Genomic DNA, 22,306 nt, shown 5'->3' with positions numbered 1-22,306 from the left:
CTGGGAATTCGCTGAATGAAGAATACGTTTTCACCCCCAGACCGACAGCTGTTAAGGCGCGATCCCAACACTCCATTTGTAAGTATCAGGCCCATCTTCTCCGCTGGTGGCATCAGCTACAATTTGAGCATAACGTTCTCCAGCCAGTTCTCTTACCATCTGATCCACCACCCATTGCAGATGATGCATTTCATCGGTTCCGCCGTAACGACAAGCCAACTCAATAGCCCGCTCTATTCTTTTTTGTTCTTCAGTCATACTGAATCCTCACGCTTACATCAGCTATTCTGAAAACATGCCCACTATAAATTGCGGCTGTTATTTCTCAGCCAGGCGCCTGCATTGCTGCCTCATTCCATCAAAAATACTTTCCGCAAGCTGCTGGGGGAACTGGTCCGGAAGAAGCCCGCTAACACGTTCAATGACACCTGGGGTTCTGGCGATGATTTCCTCTATCATCGCCTCTGTCTGCTGTTTACTCAGGCCGGTTATCTCACCATGTCTGATCCAGTGGCGTCGTTGTATTCGATATATCTGGTAATAGTTGCTACTGCCACGTACGGCCATCGCCAGTTTGCACTTCTGCCAGGATATCTGATTGTTCCCATGACCGATCACCGGCCATGCCGACAACACATCATAGAGTGGTGTTAGGTGATATCGTCCCTGTGGCCCAATAGAAATACTGAAATTTTTAGCGTGGCCATCTGTTGCGGCCATCATCCAGAAAATTATCTGCGCCATAAAAAACTGCGCTTTGTCATGCTCAGCGCGGTCTGAATTACTCAGAACTTCCATAATTTCCGATATACCTGGCCCGCCGTCCGCCTGATATTTTCGTAATGGCGAAACGCCCAGGGCCTGACACATATCTTCCTGGGGTAAACGAATGATCCATTGTCCGTCTCCTGACCATTTTCGGTCAAAACGTTCTACCACCAGCGCTTTCTGATCTTCAAAGTGAGCAATCTGCGTTCTTGCCACGGGGAGCCCGTACTGTTCGAGAAGTACCGAGCAGAGCCATTCATTTTCAACCGACGAGCTCATGTCGGCTTTCATGTTCCCCACAAGTCCGAGCGGTAGCTTGAATATATGCGTCGTTGGTGTATTACCCTCCGGCATACACCACCGATCTTCATGCCACAGTAGGGCTGTTTTCTCCTGAGCACCGGCAATCGATAAACGTAAGTCGTCGTTATCTTCTGGCCTGCCCGGTAGCAATGTCTCCGTGGTATTACGCAAAGTTGCCGCAATTTCTGATTCAGTAAGAGGGTGATACTTCACGGAATATAAATCTGTGGGTTCGTCTCCGTCATGAAGCAGCTGTATCGCGCCCACGCAGTCTTTTCCCAGCTCCGTCAGCAGATCAAAAGGCTCCAGGCTATCGGCCTTGTAACGCATTGCCAGACGTCTGCGTATGCCTTCGCTGTCCGGGAGTAAATTATCAAAATAGTCACGTACCACATTTCCACGCCAGACCTGGTTCCCGGGAGTAAAAGGAATGGACAATGACAGCGGCCTTCCCTGTTCGTCAGCACTCCATTCAGGAAGGTATTGTAAGCTGTCAACCCCTTTACTTTTTTCCCAGTATCCGACTTTGATTCCGTTCATCCAGATTGCCAGACGCTGCTGTTTACGGCTCATATCGTTACCATTTCTCCTGTCGTGCAGGTGAGTTTGATTTAAGCGTTTCTTCCGTCTGCTTACTATCTGAAGAGGTGGCCGTCGAGGAGAAGCTGATTTTTACACCTAGGACGGAAAACACCTTGAATAGCCGTTCAATGCTCGCACTGGCAGGGTTGGCTTCCAGACGTGAGTATGTCTGTTGTGTGACGCCTAACCTTTCGGACAGGTCTTTTTGCGTCAGGCCATTCGCCTTGCGAAAACCAATGAGCAAGGGACGCAGCTGGTTGAGCGTGTTTAACGGGTATTCATTATTGATCATAAGCTGGCCTCGGTAGTTTCCTCTGATACACCTTGCAGGCTGTTTTCTAAACATACACCCTAAAAGCTGTAATATCAAATTAACAGCCTAAAAGCTGTAATATCAAATTAACAGCCTAAAAGCTGTTAAATATAGAATACAACTTTTAGGCTGTTACTAAGTGGCAGCATAGATCTTTATGACGTTTGATATGAGAGAACTATCGATAATAAGCCGTTACGCTCGAACAGCATCCGGTAAGAGAGCTGACAGGTCAGGTTCATCGGTAAACGAGAAGCGGAGTATCTTATGGCCCCTGTTGTTAGCTGTATAAGTAACTATGACCTACTCTCTGCCTCGGGGAGGAGGCAGAGAGAGAATTAAAAGCAAATGCAGACATTTTTAGCAGCTGGTGGGCTATGGGGTTCCAGAGGTGCTTCGGTGAATGTTACTTGACTGGCAAGTTTCCTGCTCTGATGGTCAATGCCTCGATGCTGTCTATATTGTTCTGAAGCCGTTCCAGTTCCGCCTTTTCAATACCGGCCCAAAGCTTTAAGTGTCGCTGATAAAGGGACCACTTGAGTGAGTGAAAACCATTCCAGGCTAACCCCATCCAGGAGGCGTAATTCGCATTGAGAATATTGCCGGTAATATACATTTTACCTGCGTTAACAGCACTGGAAGTTCCATAACCCAGGGCAAGCATCATCCGGAAGCGCGGATTTAGCCGCAAAGGCATGGTATCCAGTAAGGTCTCCCCAAAAGCTCCTTTTCCCAGCGATACCTGTTTCGCCACATAGAAAACCCGCATCAAAACTTCCATTATGGTCATCGGAATACTTGTCACGATAAACTGACGAAAGTCATACCCGTTGACATACATGTACTCTATTTGTTTGCCGAAGTTAGAACTCCCCACAGGGATCCCCTCAAGCATACGAAGTAACCCCATAAAAGGAGCCGGTAAACCCATGCCACGGTTTCCTTTTGCTGAGGGGGCATTAACATCCGATGCCAGGTGTCCAAACATTCTGGCGATGAGCCTGAAAATATTGGTTTCGTCGGTAACGCCTTTACTGGAAGGATAAACCACGATCTGTCCATTCTGAACCACCGTACAGGTCCCGTTCAGCATATCCTTTATGCCGAAAATAATGCCCAGTATGGGGTCGTGTGATAAAGCTCTTAAGCGGTGATTTGTGGGAGACAAAACGCCACCGGCTGCACCCACTAAATCGCTGCTGATCGAACTGTCTGGTGCCCCTATAGGGAACAAATCTGAGAGTTTTGTACTCAGGTCCTCCGGCAAAATGGCATTGAAGGCTTTCTGCACCTGTTTATTGAAAATACCATCCACTTCTGTCGTAAAGCTCACCGTAGGTTTTGGCGGGGCTCTGACGCAAAGTAAATCCAGCATGGATGCTATGAGCCCGCATCCGCAGGCAATAGCATAATCCCAGGCGTCGAGTGCGTAGCGATCATTAAATTCTTTAATATGATTCTGGATCCGGGCATCTACGACAGCCAGGTCATCCGTGGAGAGTATTGTGGCCAGTCCAATATCACCGCATACACGCTGGTTAGCCTCGCTATATATGGTCTTGAGACCAGTAGAATGCATGGCAGTATCTGAGGGGGTCATTTCTCGCAGATGATGTTCTTTAAGCGCCAGATGCTCCGCTTCATCAAGTTCAGTGCCGCTGATTAGCCCGGTCAACTGTGCCTTAAGGCTCTCTATATCACTGTTAATTGTCTCGTGAGCGTTCGTGATATCCTGACCACGGAGCTGAATATAACGGATGGCCCTGAGCTCATCATCATAAGGAGACTGACTCATGTGTTTACCTCACCGCGACCAGGCTACCTTTTGGAGCTTTCTTAGTAAGCATGTCGATTGTTGCCTTGATCCCAGCAATTTCTGCCTTAAAAAACTCCGCATTCGACATTAACCTTTCCTGTACTTCATAGAGCTTTTGAATGGCCTGACTGAGGGCGGCTGTCAGTTTCGTATTTTTTTTGTGTTTCACTATCGCGTACCCGCCAATCCCTAACACAGCTACAGGTGCGGCCAATACCGCAATGCCTGCAACCATACCACCACCGACGATAGACCCTGCTGTAGCGAGCCCGGAGGTTATGCCTGCTGCTGACACTCCCGTTGTACCAAGCGTATAGAGAGCACCGAAGGAAGCCGCAGCGCCTACGCCTGACCCCGCCAATGCTGCTGCGCCCTCAGTAATACCCGGGAACTTATTTTCAAGCGCCTGAAGAGCACTTGTAACTTCATCCATTGCCTTCTTGCGAATTTTTTCGAGCTCTTCAGTTTCGGTAGCGTCCATTACAGGCCTCGTATTCATAACTTGCTGTGTGGTAGGTGAAAAAAAGCACCATAAAAGTGATGAAGAAATCATGACTTACTATTGGTGCACTTTCCAGTTCACGGTGGTCAGATTCAAAGCGTTTTGCTGATAGTAAATGCTGACACCGCATTGCCCGGCCCCGAAAATTATCCAGCCGGGCACCGTCGAAAACTGGTAGTGCTAAAAATCGGTCGATGACTGAACTGACAGGGTTGGAGGTGGACCTGGATGAATTTCACCAATGAGACTACCTATAACATAATACTCACCTTCATCAGATATGATATAGGGCCCCCCTGAGCATCCTTGCTTGTTGTAATGCGAAATTTCAAAACGAGATGTGCAATGCTGGTTAGAGTGTTTAGCGCAGTAGCAGGAAGTGACACTTTGAATTTTCCCAAGGACCGTTGAAAGTGCAGTCTGGCCCAATGGATATCCGACCCCAAATGTTTGCATGTTGCCGACGGGGGGACGGCGTTTAAAATAATGTGATACAGGCTGTTTCATTCCAGATGGCAAAATCATTTTCGCACTATCTACAAACGGCATATTGCCTTGAAAGTTGCTTTGGTCATTACAGTCCTTAAGAATGAATTCAACAGGTACTGGGATGGTGTTTACTGGTCCGAGATGATTGTGGAATATTACGTAAAGCTTTTGGTTGTTGCTGCTGGGGTATTTCTTGCCAAGAACATCCGTCACAACATGGGCTGCGGTGAGAAGGTGTGCACTCGTACCGTCATCGAAGCCAAATGCCGTTGCTTCGCGAAATGAACTAGGGTTTGAATTATCACTCACATAGATTTTGCAAACGTAGTTTTCAAGCATTTTAACTTCTCCTTCAGAAGGCAGGTAACCACCAGGTCATACGACCGAAGTTATGTCTGCTGAACAAGTCAGGGCAAATAAATGCGCTGGGTGATTTCCCGCCAATTCGATTAGTCTGACCCTCTATGGTACTGCCGCTCCCCCGGACGGGTATGCACAACAGCGTAGGTCAATGACGCCCTCTATTTAGAGAGCAACAGACAAAATTATCGGCAATGTACATGAAATCATTAATCCATTTATCGGTGTACCTGGCTCAACGTATGATCTTGAACCAACCGGCGAGGGCAACGGAGTGCAAACAGAGTAGTAACCGTAAATCAGGCAGTCAGACATTCGTCAGGTCCATCGACAACAAATTATCTTCCTTCCCTGTCTGTCACTAAAATCCTCAGCTATCTATTTACTCAGCAAAGTTCTATATATTCAATTAGTTAAATCTTTGAAGAGCTGTAAGTATACAACTTTAATGTCACGACACGAAAATAGCGATACAACTTTAATGTTAGCGATACAACTTTATTGTCTCATCGCTCCTCCTTGCAATCAGATGCATACGATCATAAGTGACACAACTTAAATATGACGCGACAACCATCTGAGCAACCTCCGTCATTTCATATAGTTATCTTATTTGCATGTCCTCATCCCATAAGGGGTGGGGCCTACCCCCGGCATCGAGCAAACCTGACCACCCTGCCCTCATTAAGACCCCACATGCGGCAATGGTGCCCTGTCCACGCCGCCCGCGATTTTTGAGGAAATGGGGAGGAAATAAAAAGAAAACAATAAGTTATCGGCTTAGGTACCGGCGCAGATCGGGAATCAGGCGAAGCCTGACAGCACGTTGAGGCCTGGCAGGGGGCTTGAGGGATGAGGACATGCAATTGTGATAACCTTCCCGCCACGGGGTCGGTTAAATTCGTATCCTGCCGGTGCAATTCCAACGGCCGCGTTACCAGTTCGCCGGGTAGCATGGCCAGCAAAGCCAGGCATCGAGCACCCGGGTTTCACTGACGGCCGCTGCATAGACGCCGGTATCCGGGAAGAAATAAACCGGGGTGGCGTTGTTCAGCTGGTCGCCTTCATCGGCCAGAGCGCCGATCACCTCATGAGGCTTAAGCAGCATATCCGTTAAATATTCATCCGGGTGGATGGCATTCAGCGATATGGCCATCTCCAGAAATTCATCCAGGGTATGGCGGGTACGATACCCCCGGAAAACCTCGTATGAAGGCGTGACGCATTCACCATCCAGGGAACAGGCATCGTAACCGGCCAGCTGCTCTTCGGTGAGTCCGGAGGCATGCTTTGCCACAAGATTCGTAAATTGCTCTTTATCGTCCATCACAATCCTTACGCTGTAGGGGCCTGTTTGTGTTATCACTGCTTCCGGTTTTTACTTCGCACAACCCGGCAGGTATCCGGTCGCCCGGGCGTCCTTTGCGGTCTTGTTCGCCCTTCGCCTGAATTACGTCAAATCCCTTTCACTACCCGGCCGCAGGGTGACACCTCCCCTTTTCTCCGGAAGCGAAAGAGGAAGAACAGTTTAACAGCCCGGATCCTCAATAATTTTCGCGTAACGGACTAAATAACCGGTTTATGCAGCTTCTGATAACCACAGACCGCGATAGAATAAAACGTCTGGTGAGGAACCGGAGTGTTATGTAAGCGGGGGGTTTAACTGGGTATCTGTGTAGTCCTATTTAGCCAGATATCCCGAATAAAAACCTCAACGATTAGGTAAACGAAATGGATGGATTCTGGTCGATGTTCTGTTTGTTTGTCGTGGTAGTTTCACTGCATAAAGCCCTTTCTGTAGCAGCAGCACGAGCAGACGCAGCAAAATTAAATATGCTTCTCAGAATGAGAAAGTTTAAAAAGTAGCTTTCAAGACATCTGAGAATTCTTTTAAATCCTCAGAGGAAGTTATATGTTTAGGCTATTTGCAAACTAAGGTTGGAATTCCATCATTCTAGCCTTAGATCTTTGATCAAGTGAAGTTGCTCACTTGGTTGGATTTTACCGTTTCCTGACGGCTTTTCAGAAGCGAGGGCTGGTTGGAATGCCTTCCAGCTAGAAGTCTTGCAGATGCTCTCCGGGCATTAACTCATTGTCGAATCTGCACCAGTATCACTAGGTTGTTGAGCGGGCGATTAGCTTTTTCACTGAGCCGCTGTACACTCGACTGCTTCAAGAAGCACTACTTACCATTTGCCTGCCGTAAGGTCTGTTCTTAGCTGGATTTTTTTGGGAGGATACGCAGTCATGACAACTCAATCCAGCTCAATACAATACGCTTACGCGCTAGACGGCGAGGGCACCCTCACGCACATTGGCGCTGCCCTGCGCTCACATACTTACACCTGCCCAGGTTGTAAGAGCCCCCTGACCCCGGTAATGGGCGAGTTCAACGCTAAGCACTTTCGCCATTCGGAAGAATGCTGTGCCCTTGAAACCTATCTTCACAAGTGCGGCAAAGAAGCATTCTTCTATCGCTACCAACAAGCTCTCAGCCGTGAAATGCCTATTAGCCTTGAGCTGGAGCGCCGGGTTGCCTGTAATGGTTCTCGTTTAGCCTTGGTTAGAGACGAAGCACGTCAGTGCGTAAAATCCGTGCCTGCACGCTACAACTTGACTCAATTTTTCGATCAGGCAGAGCTGGAAAAACACGATAAGGTCACAGGGCTGCGACCAGACGTGATGTTGTATGATACGACTGGCGAAAGGCGTTGCTACGTAGAGATTTGTGTCACACACCCCTGCTCTCAAGACAAGATCGAAGCCGGTATCCCGATTCTTGAGTTTAAGGTCCAATCTGCCTCTGATATTCAGATGTTGCTTACCGGGGCCTACTCGATCAAGGAGAAGATCCTGAGAGTATTCAACTGGCTTCCCCCGTTTCAATCTGTGGACACCTGTAGCGGCGTCTGCTCAGTAGGTAACGTGGATATGTCTGTCTGGAGTTTAAGTGGTTCCGGCCGACTCAACGAACAAACGATGCCGCTCGCTGAAGTGGATTTAACAATCAATTCTGACGTGAACACATGGCCTAGATCGTTAGGGGCCGCTGAGCTGGCTGATAACTTACGAGCTTTTATCCGTCACGCCGATCCTCATTCACTATTTCCCAACTGCATTATGTGCGAGCAAGCAGGCCGATGGGAGGATGGCTATCTGCAATGTCACAGTAAGGCAAAGATCGTTCCCTACACCGAGGCCCGTCAGTGCGCCAATTACAAGGTTAAGGCATGACCAAAAGACTGACTTGGGAGCAGAAAAGTATTGTCAGCCATGACACCGGACATGCGTTGGTAAAAGCCGTACCTGGTAGCGGGAAAACAACCACACTTGTAAAGCGCGTTGAGCGGCTGGTCAAGACGGGAACTGATCCTCGCTCCATTCTGATCCTGATGTACAACAAGTCGGCGCAGGTGAGCTTCACGGAGAACTTGAAGACGGCACTGATGTCGAGCGTGATTCCAGAAATCCGCACGTTCCACAGCTTGGCCTTAAAGATTGTTGGTTACGGAGAACGCCAACAGATAATCAAGAAGAAAGACCTCATTACTCCAAGCGACTACCGCTATGAGCAACTGGTAAAGCAAGCCTACCGCTATGGCTTTGACCATGAGGCGAATTATATTGACCCCAATGAAATTGAAAACTTCGAGCTGTTTATTGCTCGCTGCCGGGCGGCGGCCGTAACTCCTGTTGATGCTGCCAATGATCCAACGTTCAGCAACATCAAACGGGAGTTTATTCACGCCTATGGCCGCTATTGTGAGCTGCTGGAGGAAAACAGTCTGCGAACCTTTGATGACTGTTTGATTGAGGCTGTCGCACTGTTGCGTAATGACAGCAGCCTTGGTGCCCACTTCAAGCACATCATTGTTGATGAATATCAGGACGTTAACCTGATACAGCATGACATGACCCGCTTGCTATCTAAGTCGGATACGTCGGTTATGGCTGTTGGTGATGTTAACCAGTGTATTTATGAGTGGCGTGGTGCTCGACCAGACTTTATCGGCGGACTGTTTGAAAGGCACTACCCGAATACGAAGGTGTTTCAACTGTCATGCACGTTCAGATTTGGCCATGAGCTTTCCTTGATGGCTAACTCGGTAATTCGGCGCAACTCTACAAAGCTGACCAAGCTTTGTGTCAGTCATCCTAGCACCCCCAAAACAGAGGTCAGATTGCACTTTGATAACTGCCTATCCAAGGTGCTATCAAACCTCTCGGTGAGCAGTGGAACACAAGCCATATTGTCCCGCACTAAGGCGAACCTTGCTGAGGCGGAAATTGCTTTACGCCTGTGTGGGCTACCTTATCGCTACCTCAATGGTTCAAGCGCATTACACACCCGCACCGAAATCGGGATACTGGTAGTTGGCGTCTTGCTGTCTGTGTACGGCGATCTGCGGCTACTGGAAAACCATCCCAACAAACAAGCGATTGTTTACGGCTTTCTGAAGGAGGCTGGTTTTAGATGGCAGAAAGGGCAATTCAAAGCGGCGCTCAGTGGATTGATGGCTCCGCACGCCGACCTATGGTCTGCTCTAGGTCAGTTATTCGAGGGCGCACAATACCAAAAAGATCGGCTGGGCAGGCTCGCCACTATCTGCCAGAAAGACGGAGAGGAAACGCCTGCTATCGATGTGTTACGACGCCTGAGTATGGAGGGTTTCATTGATAGTGTTGGCTCTGAGGGTGTAACTCGCACTGGATCGAACGACCAGCAACGAGGGGTCGTGAGGATCGGGGAGCTACTTGACTCCAGTAAGATCGATTCCCGCACGTTTTTAAACCTTATCTTGAATCCAGGCGAGGCTGCTACTGACTGCGATCCCTTCATCCTTTCCACACTGCATGGTTCCAAGGGGCTGGAGTGGGATAACGTAATACTGATCGGGGTCGTCTCAGAAAACGGAATCTATGGTCACTCCCGTTTTTGCAACACCGATTTTGACGACAAGTTGGCTTGCTTGAATCTATCCGGCGTCTGAATGGGATTTTATTCCCGCGCCTTGATGAGTTCCGCGCCTGATGAACCTCCAGAAAATATACGGCTTCAATGAGCCTTTCCGTTTTACAGGTTCCTCAACAGGCCGGTGGGCCGTTAGTATCATCAATATCAGTATTCGCAAAACCAGATCAGTAATTCTTTAAACCGGTGTATTTCTGCCGTTATGCTACATAAGTTTGCTGTCGTGCCGTTAGGGCCCAGGCTATTCTGGCCAGCTTGTTTGCCAGAGCACAAGTGACGACAAAGTTGCTTTTCCGGCACAGTAAATCCCTGACCCAATCGGCCAATTTGCCAGACTGGTGTTCCAGTTTTTGTATGAATACCCTGGCACATTGAACCAACAAAGTTCGGATCTTTTTATTACCTCGCTTACTAATTCCCAGCAATGTCGTCCTACCTCCCGTGCTGTACTGCCGAGGTACAAGCCCTGTTGCCGCCGCAAAGTCACGGCTGCTGGCGTACTGCTTCCCGTCGCCAATCTCAGTTGAAATAGTACTCGCTGTCAGTGTTCCGACGCAGGGAATGCTCAGCAAGCGCTGTCCAACCTCATCTTCGTCCAACTTTCGTTTCAACTGGGATTCCAAATCTTTAATCTGCTCAACAAGATAGTGATAATGCTGTTGTAATTTCAGCAATAACTGGCTGAGGTAAAGAGGCAAACTATTATCCTCAAGAATGGTACTCAGTCGGCTAATAACGGCAGCTCCTCGGGGAACGCTAATGCCAAATTCCAGCAGAAAAGCATGCATTTGATTGGTTGTTTTTACCTTATCCTGAACCAGGGATTCACGGACACGATGCAGAGCCCGCATTGCCTGCTGAGATTCCGTTCTGGGCTGCACAAAACGCATAGACGGACGCGATGCAGCTTCACAAATAGCTTCGGCGTCGACAAAGTCGTTTTTATTGCTTTTAACGAACGGGCGGACAAATTGTGGTGATATCAGCTTTGGGGAATGCCCCAACTCTTCCAACTTGCGTGCCATAAAGTGAGAACCGCCACAGGCTTCCATTGCGATGGTTGTAGCGGGGCATGTCGCCAAAAATTCGATCAACTTTGGCCGGGTAAATTTTTTACGGTAAACAGCCTTCCCGCGACGATCCTGGCAATGAATATGGAAAGAGTTTTTACCCAGATCGATACCAATGAGCGCAATGTTTTCCATGATAGTTCTCCGAATGAAAGCCTGTCCTCAGCATAGTACCGGGAAGGAGGGAGTGACCATCTCATTAAATAAAGCACGCTAAGCGTGCGTGGAGGCTGGCACCCAGCGGTACAGCGTCGGAATGGACACGCCGAGGTTCTTGGCCACGTCCTTGGGCGGCACCCCGCTGGCCAGCAGCTTCTTGGCCGACTCGATCTTGCTGTCGGTCATCTTCGGCTTGCGGCCGCCTTTGCGGCCGAGCTGCTTGGCGACTTCCAGCCCGGCGCGGGTGCGCTCGACGGTCAGCTCGCGCTCCATTTCGGCAAGGCTCGCCATGACGTGGAAGAAGAACCGCCCGGATGGTGTGCCGGTGTCGATGGAGTCGGTGAGGCTCCTGAACTGGACACCGTGCTTGTGCAGATCGCCGACCAGATCGACCAGTTGCTTGACCGACCGGCCCAGCCGGTCGAGCTTCCAGACGACCAAAGTATCGCCTTCGCGCAGCATTTCGAGCGTCTTGGCCAAGCCAGGCCGGTCTGCCCGCGTGCCACTCACCTTGTCCTCGAAGACCTTTTTACATCCGGCCTTGCTCAAGGCTTCGCGTTGCAGCTCCAGGTTCTGATCCTGCGTCGAGACGCGCGCATAGCCAATCAACATGGCTTGTCTCGCGCCCGGTCGATGCGTTCCTGCATCGCCTGCATCACTTCTTCGTGGGTGTACGATCTGGCGTTGGCGTCGGTGGCTTGCCGCAGGGCTTCCTCAACCTCGCGCGTCATCCGCTCGTAATCCTCCGGCCACAGCGCTTGCTCCATGCGCAGCGACGCCTGACTCAGCAGGTGCAGCAGGCTGAACAGCCGCATGTCGTTGGTGGCGACGATGCGCTCCCGAATCTGCTCCTGAATAGCTTCGCTAGCCCGATGCGCTTGTGGTGTGGCAGTCCCCTCGTAGTCAGCGGGGAATTCCGCTTCCTCGGCAATCCTTGCCCAGGCGCTGGCCAGCGCCTCGATGGTTGACGTGCTCATTTCCGCCGCTCCTGTGCTCTTTGGCGAATCAACCGGCCAAGGGGCCTCGACGCGAAAACCAGCAGCATCACGCCTATCGGATACCAGGTCGAGAAGACCACCAAGGCATCGAAGGCTGGCCGTCCGGTGTTGGTAGGCAGTACGGCGGTCACAGCCATCAACCCGCCGACCGTCCAGATGATGCGCCACACGTAGGGCATCACGCGGGGCACGTAGCCGTCATCGAAAGCGGTCTGGTAGTAGCGGCGCAGGCCGCGCTCGGCAAGCGCCTGGCGCTGCCGCTCCGACAGCGCATCCGTCCGGCCATACCAGCGCCGGAATGGTGGACAGCGCAGCAGCAAAGGGGTGAAGAGGATCATCACCGCCACGATCGCGACACCCCACGCCATGACGGCGCCGGCATCGGGCCGCTTGGCGTTCTCGATCACGGGCGCGAAGACGCCCGGAGCACCGATCATCCAGAACAGCGCAATGTGCTGATGGAAGGAGAGCTTCATTTGCTCATCCACTTGCGCAGCAGGCGCTTTTTCAGGGAGGCGCGTTCTTGCGGGTTGCGTCCCTTGTGATTGGCGATGCGATCCGCCGTGGCGGCCTGGCGCTTGACGGGCCAGTAGGAGCGGCCATCCTTGCCCATCGACCAGACGCTGCTGGCCTGGTTTTCCAGCAGGGGCAGATGGGCGCTCAGGGCTTCGGGCGACGCGCTGGTCAGCGCCGTGCGCTCACGGGTGCGCCAGCGCTGATGCCAGAGCTTCTTGTCCTCGCGCTCGCTGCCGCAGGTCGTGTGCCCGACGATGGGTGTTTTGCGGCGGCTGCGGCTCATAACGTAGTGGTCTCCAAGAACATTCAGGACTGATCCCAGGCGTCGATGGTCAAGACCTGATCGGCAGGACAGGCGGCTACGCGGTCGGGAACTGGATGGTGTTCAGTCTCATGCCGACCCCATTCGATTGATCGCGTCGCTTGCGGCACGCTGCGACGCAAGGAGGTTTGCGACCTGGTTTAGCAGCCGTGTCCGCTGCATGTCTGTTACCTATCTCCCCGACCGCTCATTGGACCAACTCCAGAGATTGGGCTCTATCGCTCAGCCAATACGAAACCGGCATTGGCTGATGCCACAACCGAGACTAACACAAATGGCTCGGTACCTGTATTTCGCGCCCCGTGCACTTGGCCCGGTCTTGCCACGGCTATCTCACCTTCCCTGAGGGCACGAACAATCCCATTGCCCTGAAAGTAATCAGCCATTCCCGACAAAACAGTCCACGTGTCTTGGCCGTGAGGATGAATGTGAGCCGCAATTTCCTGCCCGGGATGGACATGCCAAACCACGATAATTGAGTCTCGGGTTTCAAGCACAACGGAACGAATAGGCTCGCCTTCGGACGGCTGAACATACTCGGCTACAGAAAATATTCTCGATTCAACAGTCATCGGAGATCCCTCTTTCACAGTTGTCGTTACGGTCTTCATCGTCGGCATCCTGACGCACGGCGGGCAATTGCTGGAGCAACGCCGGCAGCCATTCCTGTACCGTCTCCCACACCACATCGAGGTTGATGTCGAAATAGCCGTGAGCCATGCGATTACGCATATTGCGCATGCTGCGCCACGGCACGTCGGCATGCGCCTGGGTGAACTCGACGTAGCCATCCATCACCTTTGTGGCCGCCTCGCCGATGACGATCAGGCTCATGATGACGGCCTGCTGGGTGCGCTTGTCGGCCAAGAAGTCGTCCTTGGCCATCCCTTCCACGAAGCTGCGCGCATCGGTTGCGGCCTGCTGAATGTGGTCGAGGTAATCGGGCAGGCGGTTCTCGCTCATATCGGTTGCGCCTCCGCGAGCACCTTGGCCCGGAACTTCGGCGGCAGGTCGCCGGGAGTCAGCAGATCGACGTCAACGCCGAGCAGCGATTTCAGTTCTTCTTCCAAATCGCCCAAGTCCAACAACGTGGCACCGGGCAGCGCATCGACCAACAGGTCGAGGTCGCTGCCATCCCGGTCGGTGCCATGCAGCACCGAGCCGAAGACGCGCGGGTTCGCGGCGCGAAAGCGGCCTACCGCTTCACGCACTGCGCTTCGCTTCATGTCAAGCACAACAGACGGTCGCATGCGCATCCTTTCTTATCGAAACTCGTTGAGATGATATGCAATCAAGAATAGAATTTCAAGAACTATTTTCGAGAATCGCAATGCCTTGATTCCCGTGCCGCGCTGTCGTTTTCAGAAGGCGACTGCACGAAATATCAGGAGTCGGCTGCACTGCCAGAACTGGCCGCCTGCAAGGCAGCGTAGAGAGCGGTTTTTCCTACCTTGAGGCGTGCGGCGGCCTCGCGGACATTCAAGCCGTTGGCGACAAGCTCCCGCGCTCGTTGCAACTTGTCGGCAGTGACAACCGGCTTGCGTCCGCCTTTGCGCCCGCGTGCGGCGGCAGCGGTCAACCCGGCCTTGGTGCGCTCGCGGATCAGGTCGCGCTCGAACTGGCCCAGCGCACCGAACACATGGAAGATGAGCCGTCCGCCCGGCGTGGTGGTGTCGATGTTTTCAGTCAACGAGCGGAAGCCGACGCCCCGTGCTTCCAGCTTGCCGACCGTCTCAATCAGGTGCGGCAGGGAGCGGCCAAGCCGATCCAGCCGCCAGACGACCAGCACATCGCCATCGCGCAGATAAGCCAGCGCATCGGCCAAGCCGGGCCGGTCTGCCTTGGCCCCGGATGCCGTGTCCTCGAAAACCCGTTCGCAGCCTGCATTGCGCAGCGCATCCGTCTGCAAGGCGGTGTCCTGTTCCGCCGTCGATACCCGCGCATAGCCGATGAGTGCCATTTCCGCCCATTTGTCCGTTATACCGTCCGCCTATCTTATTGTCCGTCATCCCGTTGCGCAAGATGTTTTCGGACAGGCGTCCGGTTTGGCCGCCTAATGATCGTTTGGCGGACAAGGCGACTGGCATCAGCCGAACAGCTCGCTATGGGAGCCAAGCCGCGCCAGTCGCAGGGTGTCGGCGTCGGACTTGCGGTAGATCAGCAGCAGGTCGGGCTTGATGTGGCATTCGCGGTAGCCCGCCCAATCGCCGGAAAGATCGTGGTCGCGGTATCGCACATCCAGGGGCTGATCGGTCGCCAGCGCGACCAGAACCGGCTTGAGGTCATCATTCGTGCAGCGGACTCCTGATACTGTTCGTTCAATAGACGACTGCACAACAGCCTTCAAACCGCGTTGTCTGGTGCAGTCGTCTTCTGAAAATGACAACAGCTGCACACGTCGGCTGACGGTGGATTGCGATATCGATAGGCGCTCCGCCGCTCGGCGGAAGCTGCCGGCCTCGGCGACCTGAACGGCGTACTTCAGGTATCGGAGATCAAGAGTCAGGTCGGGCATGAGACCCGTCCTATCATACCGGCGGTCTCATCGGCGAACCGCCTGCGCCCGGTGAGCGGCACCCATGCACGTCCACTTTCATCGAGCCCACCCCCGCTAGCGCCTGGGGAACGAGCACGTCCGTTGATCTCAGATGTGGAATCCGAGCTGAGCCCCTCAATGAGCATGACCATGTCCGAATCTGTCATAGATGCATGCGGCGGTCATACATTTTCACACGCTTGAAGTCTATGCGCGAAGCATATATTCTTGCGGTATGGAGCCTGAGGTTGCCAAGTACCATTTAGGTGCACTCGCGTTGGCCGTTGCAGACAGCATCGCCAGTGTCTCGGCCTCGTTTTCACCAAGCGGCCCGGGGACCGCCGTGATGGTGTTACTCAGCATGGAGCCCGGACTGCCGATCAGCGTTTTGGCTACCTCGATCGGGCTTTCTCATGCCGGGACGGTGCGATTGATCGAGTGAGGCAGCGAAGCGCGAGCCAGCCGCTCGACATATCTCGCTTATTAGTATATGCGTCGCGCATATACTGCAACGCCTGCCCGAAGCACGTAGACGACGTTCGTGACGTTCCCACGGGACCACTGTTGAGGAATTTTAGATGAGCATTTTCGACCGTTATGAATTTCTTGTCCCCGAGCACGGTCGGAGGGATCTTGGCCTGCTTAGATGGGCTCTCGTGATCGTATTTCTGTGGTTCGGCGCGATGAAGTTCACAGCGTACGAGGCCTATGGTATCGCCCCGTTTATCGAACACAGCCCGATCATGAATTGGCTCGGCATGTTCGGGACGCAGGGGCAAAGCTATTTCATCGGCGTTATCGAGTTATCTACCGGTCTCGTTCTGATCCTTGGTGCATTTCGTCCACTCTTCTCTGCGCTAGGCGCACTAATGTCAGCAGCGACCTATCTGATCACGCTGACCTTTTTCATCACCACTCCAGGTGTCGCGGAGCAGACTGCCGGCGGCTTTCCTGCGATTTCGGCTGCACCAGGGCAGTTTCTACTGAAGGACGCAGTTCTGCTAGCGGCGTCCCTCGTGCTGCTGCGTGCTTCGGTCCGCCACAGAGGGGCGCTTGTGCTCTCGTGACTGTGGTCCTCTCGTGACGGCGGGCGTGCAAATCCTGCAGAACCTCCGCGGGGCATGGATGCTCCGTCGCGATATCGAGCCCGGAGGCGCTCAGCTGCATGGCGACGCGGTCTTCGCCCGTTTCGCCGCAATCCCCGACGTCGTGGAGCACGGACTGTTCCTCAATGGGATTGATACAATCGTGATCGCGCGCGGTGACACGATGGAAGTGCGACGCCGGGGGCAAGCTAGGTCTCGCTGATCTGCACCTGCGCGGCCTGGATGACAGCGCTGACGCGGAGTGATTCTCGGGCGCGACCTACGGCGATTCCGAGCGAAAAGGCTTGCCCTATAGCCGCCAGGTATCAACGGTTCCGCGGCCTTAACGAGCCGGACCCGTTTTTTTCGGCGCGCTCGATCAGTCGAAATCCTCCGAAACCCTTCTAAAACAGGACATTTTCCACAAGCCGCGCGGAGGAAGAGGACCACGGTATGGCTTGCTGTCTATGCTCCGCGCACATATAGATGTGGCAATGGATGGACCTCGAGATCGAAACATTTTCGGGGCGTTCGCACTCATGATCAGCGACGACATCGTTCGCGCTAGTTCATCGCGGGCGCCGGAAGCTGGACCCGCCGCCTCAGCGCTGGCGTTGCTCGCGCACAAGCCCGGGCTCTCGATCCGTATGCTTGCGATCGGGGTGGGCCTTTCACATGCTGGAACTGTTCGCCTGGTGGATAGATTGGTAAGCGAGGGATTGATCGAGCGTAGGGAGCATTCGACAGACGGGCGCGCGCGATCCCTCTATCTTACTCCAACTGGCAAGGTCGCGAGCGACGAGGTCCTGGCCTCGCGCGATCAAGTGATTGCCGAAGGGCTATCGATCCTTAATCCAGACGAACTGAAAACCTTATCGGACATCGCTGAACGCGTTCTCCGAAATCGCTTGGAAAACCTCGAGCAGTCATACCGCATCTGCCGCTTGTGCTGCTACGAGGGCTGCACGAACTGCCCCGTCGATGCCGAATTGCATGAGCGAGGTGTGGACCGCGAGAAGAACGACGACGCGTAGGAGACTCGCAATTGCGGCAGCTCAACGCTGCTCAGATGGCGGGGCTTCATAATGTCAGCGAGCCTACCATCAGCCGCATTCTTTTGGCTACGCGTCAAGCCGGCCGATCGGGCATGGCGGTCTCATTCTAATATGTCGGTGATCGCCCCACTTTTAGCCGCTCAATTGATCGGAACGCGGTTTCGGAAGCGGCCGTTCAAACCACTCGCTGCATTCCCATTTCTCTATGTCCGATAGGTAGTTTCGGGGAAAAGCAGTCGGGAACAGGTTTCGGGAACGCATGCTCCGGCAGGAGCGCAGCGCGCGTCCCAAACGCGTTTTCCCGGTAGAGCTTCCCAATCGGCAAAGTGCGGGCCACCTCAGACTGCGAACGCGAAAAACCGCCTGGCTGGTCACTCAAGGCAGGGTAACGACGATTTTCGCTGCGGATACACCCGCCTTCAGGGCTTCCAAGGCAGCCTGGAGCATTTCAAGGCCCTGGCCCACGATCTTCGCCGGAGGGGCGGGGACGAACGTGCGCGCCGCGAGAGCCTGCGGCAGGAATTCGCGGTAGATCATTGGACCAACCTCGTCATCCTTGAGGCTCGTCCCGGAGATGTGCGTCGCCTCGACTCCAAATGAACGCTCGTCGGGCGGGGCCAGCGTCGCTGCCACCCGGCGCGAGCCCTCGCATCTCGCAACTACGGCAAAACAGTCTTTCATGTGACCGGTCGCGTGAAGCGTTCCAGCGAGACTGCGCCCGCGCATTGCCTCAATCACGTCTTCCACGATGGCTGGACTCGAGTGGTCAAGAACCTCGCTTGCACCCAGCTCCTTCAACAGGCCGACGTTGCGCGCCGAAGCGGTGGCGACGCACCTGTAGCCCGACGCCACCGCGAGCTGGATGGCGTTGCAGCCAACGCTCGACGATCCACCCCAGACCAGAACGACCTCTGGACGCGCGGTCGGCGAGTGTAACGGTGGCGCGAGAGCCAACTGTGTCCGTCCGTAGAGCCCGCTTGCGGCGGTGCCAAGGCCAAGCGGGAGGACTGCCGCATCAGCGAAGGCAATGTTGTTGGGGATCGGCGCCGCCATGTGGTCCAGCACGATCGTGTGGTGCTGGAACGCACCCTGCGCAGGTTGATTTACGGTTGTCCCGACCGCCTGTCCGATGACTCGATCGCCGACCTTGAACCGCTCGACCGCGCCACCGACCGCCGCGACCTCACCGGAGACGTCGCTGCCGAGAATCGCGGGATAGTCGAGCCATGGCAAAAGCGCGACGTCCTGCAGAATCCAGTCGAGTGGGTTGATCGCGATGGCCGCGTTGCGGATCAATATCTCGTTCGCCGCCAGATGCGGCAGAGCGGTGACACCGATCCTCAGTGGCTGCCCCGGCGCTTTCTGCCAGGCGGCCTGATTAGTCACGGTTTCGGTCATCATCAACTCTTTCTGTCAAGTATTACAGCTGGGCGTTCGTCTGAGCGGTCCAACCGCCAGGTCGGGCGCACGAAGTGGCAGCTATAGCCCCCAGGATAGCGCACCAGGTATTCTTGGTGCTCTGGCTCCGCCTCCCAAAAGGGTTCTTCTGGGTTGATCTCCGACACGACCGGGCCTGGCCAGCTTCCTGATGCCTCGATTTCCGCGATGGTTGTGAGGGCGACTTCCTTCTGCACTTCGGTGGTGTAGAAAATCGCCGATCGATAGCTCGGACCGACATCGCTGCCTTGTTGCTCGTAGGTCGTGGGGTCATGTATCTGGAAGAAGAGTTCCAAGAGCGAGCGATAGGCGAGAACGGAAGGGTCGAAGGTCACTTCCACTGCTTCCGCATGGCCGTAATGTCTCGCGTAGGTCGGATCAGGCATTTCTCCGCCTGTGTAACCGACACGCGTCGAAATGACTCCCCTGGCTCGGCGCAGCAAATCCTCCATGCCCCAGAAGCAGCCGCCTGCGAGAATTGCTCGCTCTGTCGCGGCCGCCCTATTGCCGGTAGGCGATTGGCTCACAGTCCGTTCGCCCTCCTCCGTGTGCGCCACGGTCAAGCCAGCCTCGCGGGATCCGCAGCCTGACTGGCGCTCAAGAGCTCGGTCTGCACGTCCGAACCCCGGATGAGACTCAGATCGACGGGACACCGATCAGCGATCGCGAGGATCCGAGCGCGCTGATCATCACTCAGCGGCCCATCGAGGACAATGGTGCGGGTGAACCGGTCGGGTGGCATCATGTCCGGCACCTTCTCGTGCTGCACGGTCGTGCTCGCCCGTTCGAGCGGAAAGCCCTTGCGGTTCGCATAGAGACGCATCGTCATCACCGTGCAGGCTGCGAGGCCGGCAGATACGAGTTCGTAGGGAGATAGTCCGGTCCCGAGGCCACCGACCGATGCTGGCTCGTCGGCGAACAGAGTGTGCTCGCCGCTGCGGACCTTGAGCTGGAACGTCCCTGCAAGAGTTTCGGTGGAGACGACGCCCTCCGCAACCTCGACCTGCGGAAGATCCGCGCTGAGTGGTGGGAGAAAGCGGCTCGCCCAAACCGCCACCATGGCCGCGGCGTAGTTCGCGTCCGCGACGTCGGTGAGAAGGTGATCCGCGTTGTCGAGCGAGATGAAGCTTTTAGGGTGCCTGGACGCGACGAAGATGCGCGACGCGTGGTCGATGCCGACCACCTGATCCAGCGGAGAGTGCATGACCAGCACCGGCCGTCGCAGGGAGGCAATGGCCTTCTCGACGTCGATCCCCTCAACCGCCTCAAGGAACCCTCGGCGAATGAGGAAGGGCCTACCGGCAATCTCCACCGAGGCCTCGCCCTCGCTCGCGATGGTGTCCAGATCATTCGGTCCGAAGAGGCGCAAGATATGCTGAAGGTCGGCCGGCGCACCAATCGTCGCTACCGCCGCAATATCAGGCATGTCGGCGGCGGCTACGATCGCAGCGGTGCCACCCAGGCTGTGCCCGACGAGGAGGGACGGTGACATGCCCGCCGCCGCCATCGCATTTGCGGCGGCCCGAAGGTCCTCGACGTCCGACGCGAAGTTCACAGGTTCTCCCGTCCCACCGCCGATCCCGGTCCCGGCGAAATCGAACCTCAAGACCCCGATGCCCGCACGCGACAGCGCGCGCGAGATGTGAACAGCGGCGCGACTGTCTTTCCCGCACGTGAAGCAGTGGGCGAAGATCGCCCAGCCCCGCGGCGTCCCTTCCGGCGGTTCGAGGTGCCCGGACAGCGGAGAGCCAGCCCCACTGACAAACGTAAATGATCTTCCTGCCATGTCCATCAAACCTCCAGCACGCGGCTTGGCGGTTGCGCTCTCAGAACCTTCGACGGAGCTGAGCGGAGCGCACCGCCAACCGGTAATCGTCATCTCAGGCTATCATTTATATGTCTGGCGCATATAGACAAGCCCCTATACCATGATTATATGCGCCAAGCATACTTCTGCGACCTGCTTTCCAAAGGCGGTCTCACGGAAGAGGTATCAGTCAGGCGCGTGGGCCAAAGGACTATGGAACTCAATCAAGTCAGCTATTTCATCAACTTGGCCGAGACGCTGAATTTCACAGCGGCCGCTCGCTTGAGCGGTGTGTCACAGCCAAGTCTGACCCGCGCGATCCGCCGCTTGGAAGATGAGCTTGGCGGGCCGCTGATCTATCGCGACGGGAAGAACAGCCGCCTGACTGGCCTTGGCCATGACGTCGAGGCAGAATTCCGGCGCATGGTGGTCGCGATGAAGAGCGTTCGCAATCACTCGGAGCACTGGGCGATGGGGGGGCACCGCGTGCTGGATGTCGCCGTCGCGCCCACCGTCGGACCAAAGGAATTTACGGCATTCTTCGAGAGCGCATTGGCGGAGATGCCATCCATCGAAATCAAGCTGCACTCGCTCCAGTCGAACGAGGACACATCGGAGGTGCTTTCAGGAAAATACCACGCGTGCATCATGCCGCGTGAAACAAGACCGGAACGCAAGCTGGATGTGCATCCTCTATTTCGGGAGCGCTTCGTGCTCGGCTGTTCTGCAAACCATCCCTTGGCTGCCAACGAGATCGTGCGCGGCGAAGACCTGCTCGAGTTTCCTTTCGTCGATCGCCTGAAATGCGAGTTTCGCGATCGGATCCTCGATCACTTCGCGCGACGGGACTTGCTCATGCGACCTCGCTTTCGATCAGATCGCGAGGACTGGGTGCAACGGGTCGTCGCTGACGGCCACGCCATATGCATTCTTCCGGAACGATCGCCGACCGTGCAAGGCCTCGTCACTCGGCCGATCGACGGATTTGTCTTGGAGCGCGAAGTCGTGATCGCGACAGTATCCGGCTCCACGGCAACGGTCGAGATACGGAACATCGCGCAGCTGGCAGCCCGGTATGAGTGGAACTGAATCACGACGTGAAGAGCTTCGGCGCTATGGAAACTATACGCGCAGCGTATTGGATAAATCTGGGGCGCACTGCTATAGTCGGCGCAATGACTGCAAAGATAAATGACAGTGTGTCGAGCTCTCTAGA

At 54.7% G+C, this 22,306-nt stretch carries 25 protein-coding genes; 5 read left to right on the top strand and 20 right to left on the bottom strand.

Annotated elements, in window-relative coordinates; all coding sequences use genetic code 11:
- Positions 1-51: 51 nt before the first annotated feature.
- The 7 genes from ACQG19_RS26155 to ACQG19_RS26125 all read right to left on the bottom strand — a co-directional run bounded on the left by ACQG19_RS26155 (position 52) and on the right by ACQG19_RS26125 (position 6,460).
- Entirely contained in the window at positions 52-258 is a 207-nt protein-coding gene (locus ACQG19_RS26155) for a hypothetical protein (RefSeq protein ID WP_000134171.1), read from the bottom strand.
- 60 nt (positions 259-318) lie between these two features.
- Complete coding sequence (locus tag ACQG19_RS26150; protein ID WP_020833823.1) at positions 319-1,644, bottom strand: type II toxin-antitoxin system HipA family toxin; 1,326 nt, start codon at positions 1,642-1,644, stop codon at positions 319-321.
- A 4-nt stretch (positions 1,645-1,648) separates the two neighbouring features.
- Complete coding sequence (locus tag ACQG19_RS26145; protein ID WP_024143029.1) at positions 1,649-1,942, bottom strand: helix-turn-helix transcriptional regulator; 294 nt, start codon at positions 1,940-1,942, stop codon at positions 1,649-1,651.
- Between the two features lie 430 nt (positions 1,943-2,372).
- On the bottom strand, positions 2,373-3,761 hold the full coding sequence (locus tag ACQG19_RS26140) for a hypothetical protein (protein WP_008786875.1): 1,389 nt from the start codon (positions 3,759-3,761) through the stop codon (positions 2,373-2,375).
- 4 nt (positions 3,762-3,765) lie between these two features.
- A complete protein-coding gene (locus tag ACQG19_RS26135) occupies positions 3,766-4,263 on the bottom strand; it encodes a membrane protein (RefSeq protein ID WP_008786874.1) in 498 nt (165 codons plus the stop codon).
- A gap of 201 nt (positions 4,264-4,464) precedes the next feature.
- On the bottom strand, positions 4,465-5,112 hold the full coding sequence (locus tag ACQG19_RS26130) for a hypothetical protein (RefSeq protein ID WP_008786873.1): 648 nt from the start codon (positions 5,110-5,112) through the stop codon (positions 4,465-4,467).
- A 955-nt stretch (positions 5,113-6,067) separates the two neighbouring features.
- A complete protein-coding gene (locus tag ACQG19_RS26125) occupies positions 6,068-6,460 on the bottom strand; it encodes a hypothetical protein (RefSeq protein ID WP_000341066.1) in 393 nt (130 codons plus the stop codon).
- Positions 6,461-7,380: 920 nt separating this feature from the next.
- Here ACQG19_RS26125 and ACQG19_RS26120 point away from each other — a divergent pair.
- Together ACQG19_RS26120 and ACQG19_RS26115 are read left to right on the top strand one after the other, a co-directional pair.
- Positions 7,381-8,367: a hypothetical protein gene (locus ACQG19_RS26120; protein ID WP_000211823.1), complete on the top strand. Its 987-nt coding sequence runs from the start codon at positions 7,381-7,383 to the stop codon at positions 8,365-8,367.
- Positions 8,364-10,124, top strand: a complete 1,761-nt coding sequence (locus ACQG19_RS26115) for an ATP-dependent helicase (protein ID WP_031942310.1) — start codon at positions 8,364-8,366, stop codon at positions 10,122-10,124. Before ACQG19_RS26120 ends, ACQG19_RS26115 begins: the two co-directional genes overlap by 4 nt.
- A 181-nt stretch (positions 10,125-10,305) precedes the next feature.
- Here ACQG19_RS26115 and ACQG19_RS26110 read toward each other — a convergent pair whose 3' ends face one another.
- The 10 genes from ACQG19_RS26110 to ACQG19_RS26065 all read right to left on the bottom strand — a co-directional run bounded on the left by ACQG19_RS26110 (position 10,306) and on the right by ACQG19_RS26065 (position 15,685).
- On the bottom strand, positions 10,306-11,310 hold the full coding sequence (locus ACQG19_RS26110) for an IS110-like element IS4321 family transposase (RefSeq protein ID WP_000427623.1): 1,005 nt from the start codon (positions 11,308-11,310) through the stop codon (positions 10,306-10,308).
- A 78-nt stretch (positions 11,311-11,388) separates the two neighbouring features.
- Positions 11,389-11,946 carry a recombinase family protein gene (locus ACQG19_RS26105; protein WP_003100847.1) on the bottom strand — a complete coding sequence of 186 codons (558 nt, stop codon included), beginning with the start codon at positions 11,944-11,946 and terminating at the stop codon, positions 11,389-11,391.
- On the bottom strand, positions 11,940-12,311 hold the full coding sequence (locus ACQG19_RS26100) for a hypothetical protein (protein WP_021243030.1): 372 nt from the start codon (positions 12,309-12,311) through the stop codon (positions 11,940-11,942). Before ACQG19_RS26100 ends, ACQG19_RS26105 begins: the two co-directional genes overlap by 7 nt.
- On the bottom strand, positions 12,308-12,808 hold the full coding sequence (locus tag ACQG19_RS26095) for a hypothetical protein (RefSeq protein WP_003100856.1): 501 nt from the start codon (positions 12,806-12,808) through the stop codon (positions 12,308-12,310). Before ACQG19_RS26095 ends, ACQG19_RS26100 begins: the two co-directional genes overlap by 4 nt.
- Entirely contained in the window at positions 12,805-13,131 is a 327-nt protein-coding gene (locus ACQG19_RS26090) for a hypothetical protein (protein ID WP_003100858.1), read from the bottom strand. Before ACQG19_RS26090 ends, ACQG19_RS26095 begins: the two co-directional genes overlap by 4 nt.
- Before the next feature lie 254 nt (positions 13,132-13,385).
- Positions 13,386-13,742: a cupin domain-containing protein gene (locus ACQG19_RS26085; RefSeq protein WP_000215515.1), complete on the bottom strand. Its 357-nt coding sequence runs from the start codon at positions 13,740-13,742 to the stop codon at positions 13,386-13,388.
- Positions 13,732-14,133 carry a HepT-like ribonuclease domain-containing protein gene (locus ACQG19_RS26080; protein WP_001293886.1) on the bottom strand — a complete coding sequence of 134 codons (402 nt, stop codon included), beginning with the start codon at positions 14,131-14,133 and terminating at the stop codon, positions 13,732-13,734. Before ACQG19_RS26080 ends, ACQG19_RS26085 begins: the two co-directional genes overlap by 11 nt.
- Positions 14,130-14,420, bottom strand: a complete 291-nt coding sequence (locus ACQG19_RS26075; protein WP_001247892.1) for a nucleotidyltransferase family protein — start codon at positions 14,418-14,420, stop codon at positions 14,130-14,132. The genes ACQG19_RS26080 and ACQG19_RS26075 overlap by 4 nt, the downstream gene beginning before the upstream one ends.
- Before the next feature lie 134 nt (positions 14,421-14,554).
- Positions 14,555-15,130, bottom strand: coding sequence for a recombinase family protein (locus ACQG19_RS26070; RefSeq protein ID WP_001173919.1), 576 nt, complete (start codon positions 15,128-15,130; stop codon positions 14,555-14,557).
- Between the two features lie 126 nt (positions 15,131-15,256).
- A complete protein-coding gene (locus tag ACQG19_RS26065) occupies positions 15,257-15,685 on the bottom strand; it encodes a type II toxin-antitoxin system YafQ family toxin (protein WP_021140470.1) in 429 nt (142 codons plus the stop codon).
- A 599-nt stretch (positions 15,686-16,284) separates the two neighbouring features.
- Here ACQG19_RS26065 and ACQG19_RS26060 point away from each other — a divergent pair.
- The gene (locus ACQG19_RS26060) at positions 16,285-16,773 is read left to right on the top strand and encodes a YkgB family protein (RefSeq protein WP_004099027.1); all 489 of its coding nucleotides are present in this window, start codon (positions 16,285-16,287) and stop codon (positions 16,771-16,773) included.
- Between the two features lie 557 nt (positions 16,774-17,330).
- Positions 17,331-17,825: a MarR family winged helix-turn-helix transcriptional regulator gene (locus ACQG19_RS26055; protein WP_004099028.1), complete on the top strand. Its 495-nt coding sequence runs from the start codon at positions 17,331-17,333 to the stop codon at positions 17,823-17,825.
- A 396-nt stretch (positions 17,826-18,221) separates the two neighbouring features.
- On the opposite strand, the gene ACQG19_RS26050 is transcribed toward ACQG19_RS26055, so the two are convergent.
- From ACQG19_RS26050 to ACQG19_RS26040, 3 genes are read right to left on the bottom strand one after another with little or no spacing between them, the layout of a single operon-like run.
- Positions 18,222-19,247: a zinc-binding alcohol dehydrogenase family protein gene (locus tag ACQG19_RS26050; RefSeq protein WP_004357654.1), complete on the bottom strand. Its 1,026-nt coding sequence runs from the start codon at positions 19,245-19,247 to the stop codon at positions 18,222-18,224.
- Positions 19,247-19,810 carry a peptide-methionine (S)-S-oxide reductase MsrA gene (gene msrA / locus ACQG19_RS26045; protein ID WP_011191350.1) on the bottom strand — a complete coding sequence of 188 codons (564 nt, stop codon included), beginning with the start codon at positions 19,808-19,810 and terminating at the stop codon, positions 19,247-19,249. The genes ACQG19_RS26050 and msrA overlap by 1 nt, the downstream gene beginning before the upstream one ends.
- A gap of 32 nt (positions 19,811-19,842) precedes the next feature.
- Complete coding sequence (locus tag ACQG19_RS26040) at positions 19,843-21,075, bottom strand: bifunctional alpha/beta hydrolase/OsmC family protein (RefSeq protein ID WP_004357650.1); 1,233 nt, start codon at positions 21,073-21,075, stop codon at positions 19,843-19,845.
- A gap of 228 nt (positions 21,076-21,303) precedes the next feature.
- Here ACQG19_RS26040 and ACQG19_RS26035 point away from each other — a divergent pair, with 228 nt between their 5' ends.
- Positions 21,304-22,179, top strand: coding sequence for a LysR family transcriptional regulator (locus tag ACQG19_RS26035; protein WP_011191349.1), 876 nt, complete (start codon positions 21,304-21,306; stop codon positions 22,177-22,179).
- Positions 22,180-22,306: the final 127 nt, after the last annotated feature.

The sequence above is a fragment of the Enterobacter cloacae complex sp. 277I4 genome (assembly GCF_050031465.1).
In the GTDB taxonomy this organism is placed as follows: Bacteria; Pseudomonadota; Gammaproteobacteria; order Enterobacterales; family Enterobacteriaceae; genus Enterobacter; species Enterobacter cloacae.
This window is presented reverse-complemented; position numbering and strand designations above follow the sequence as displayed.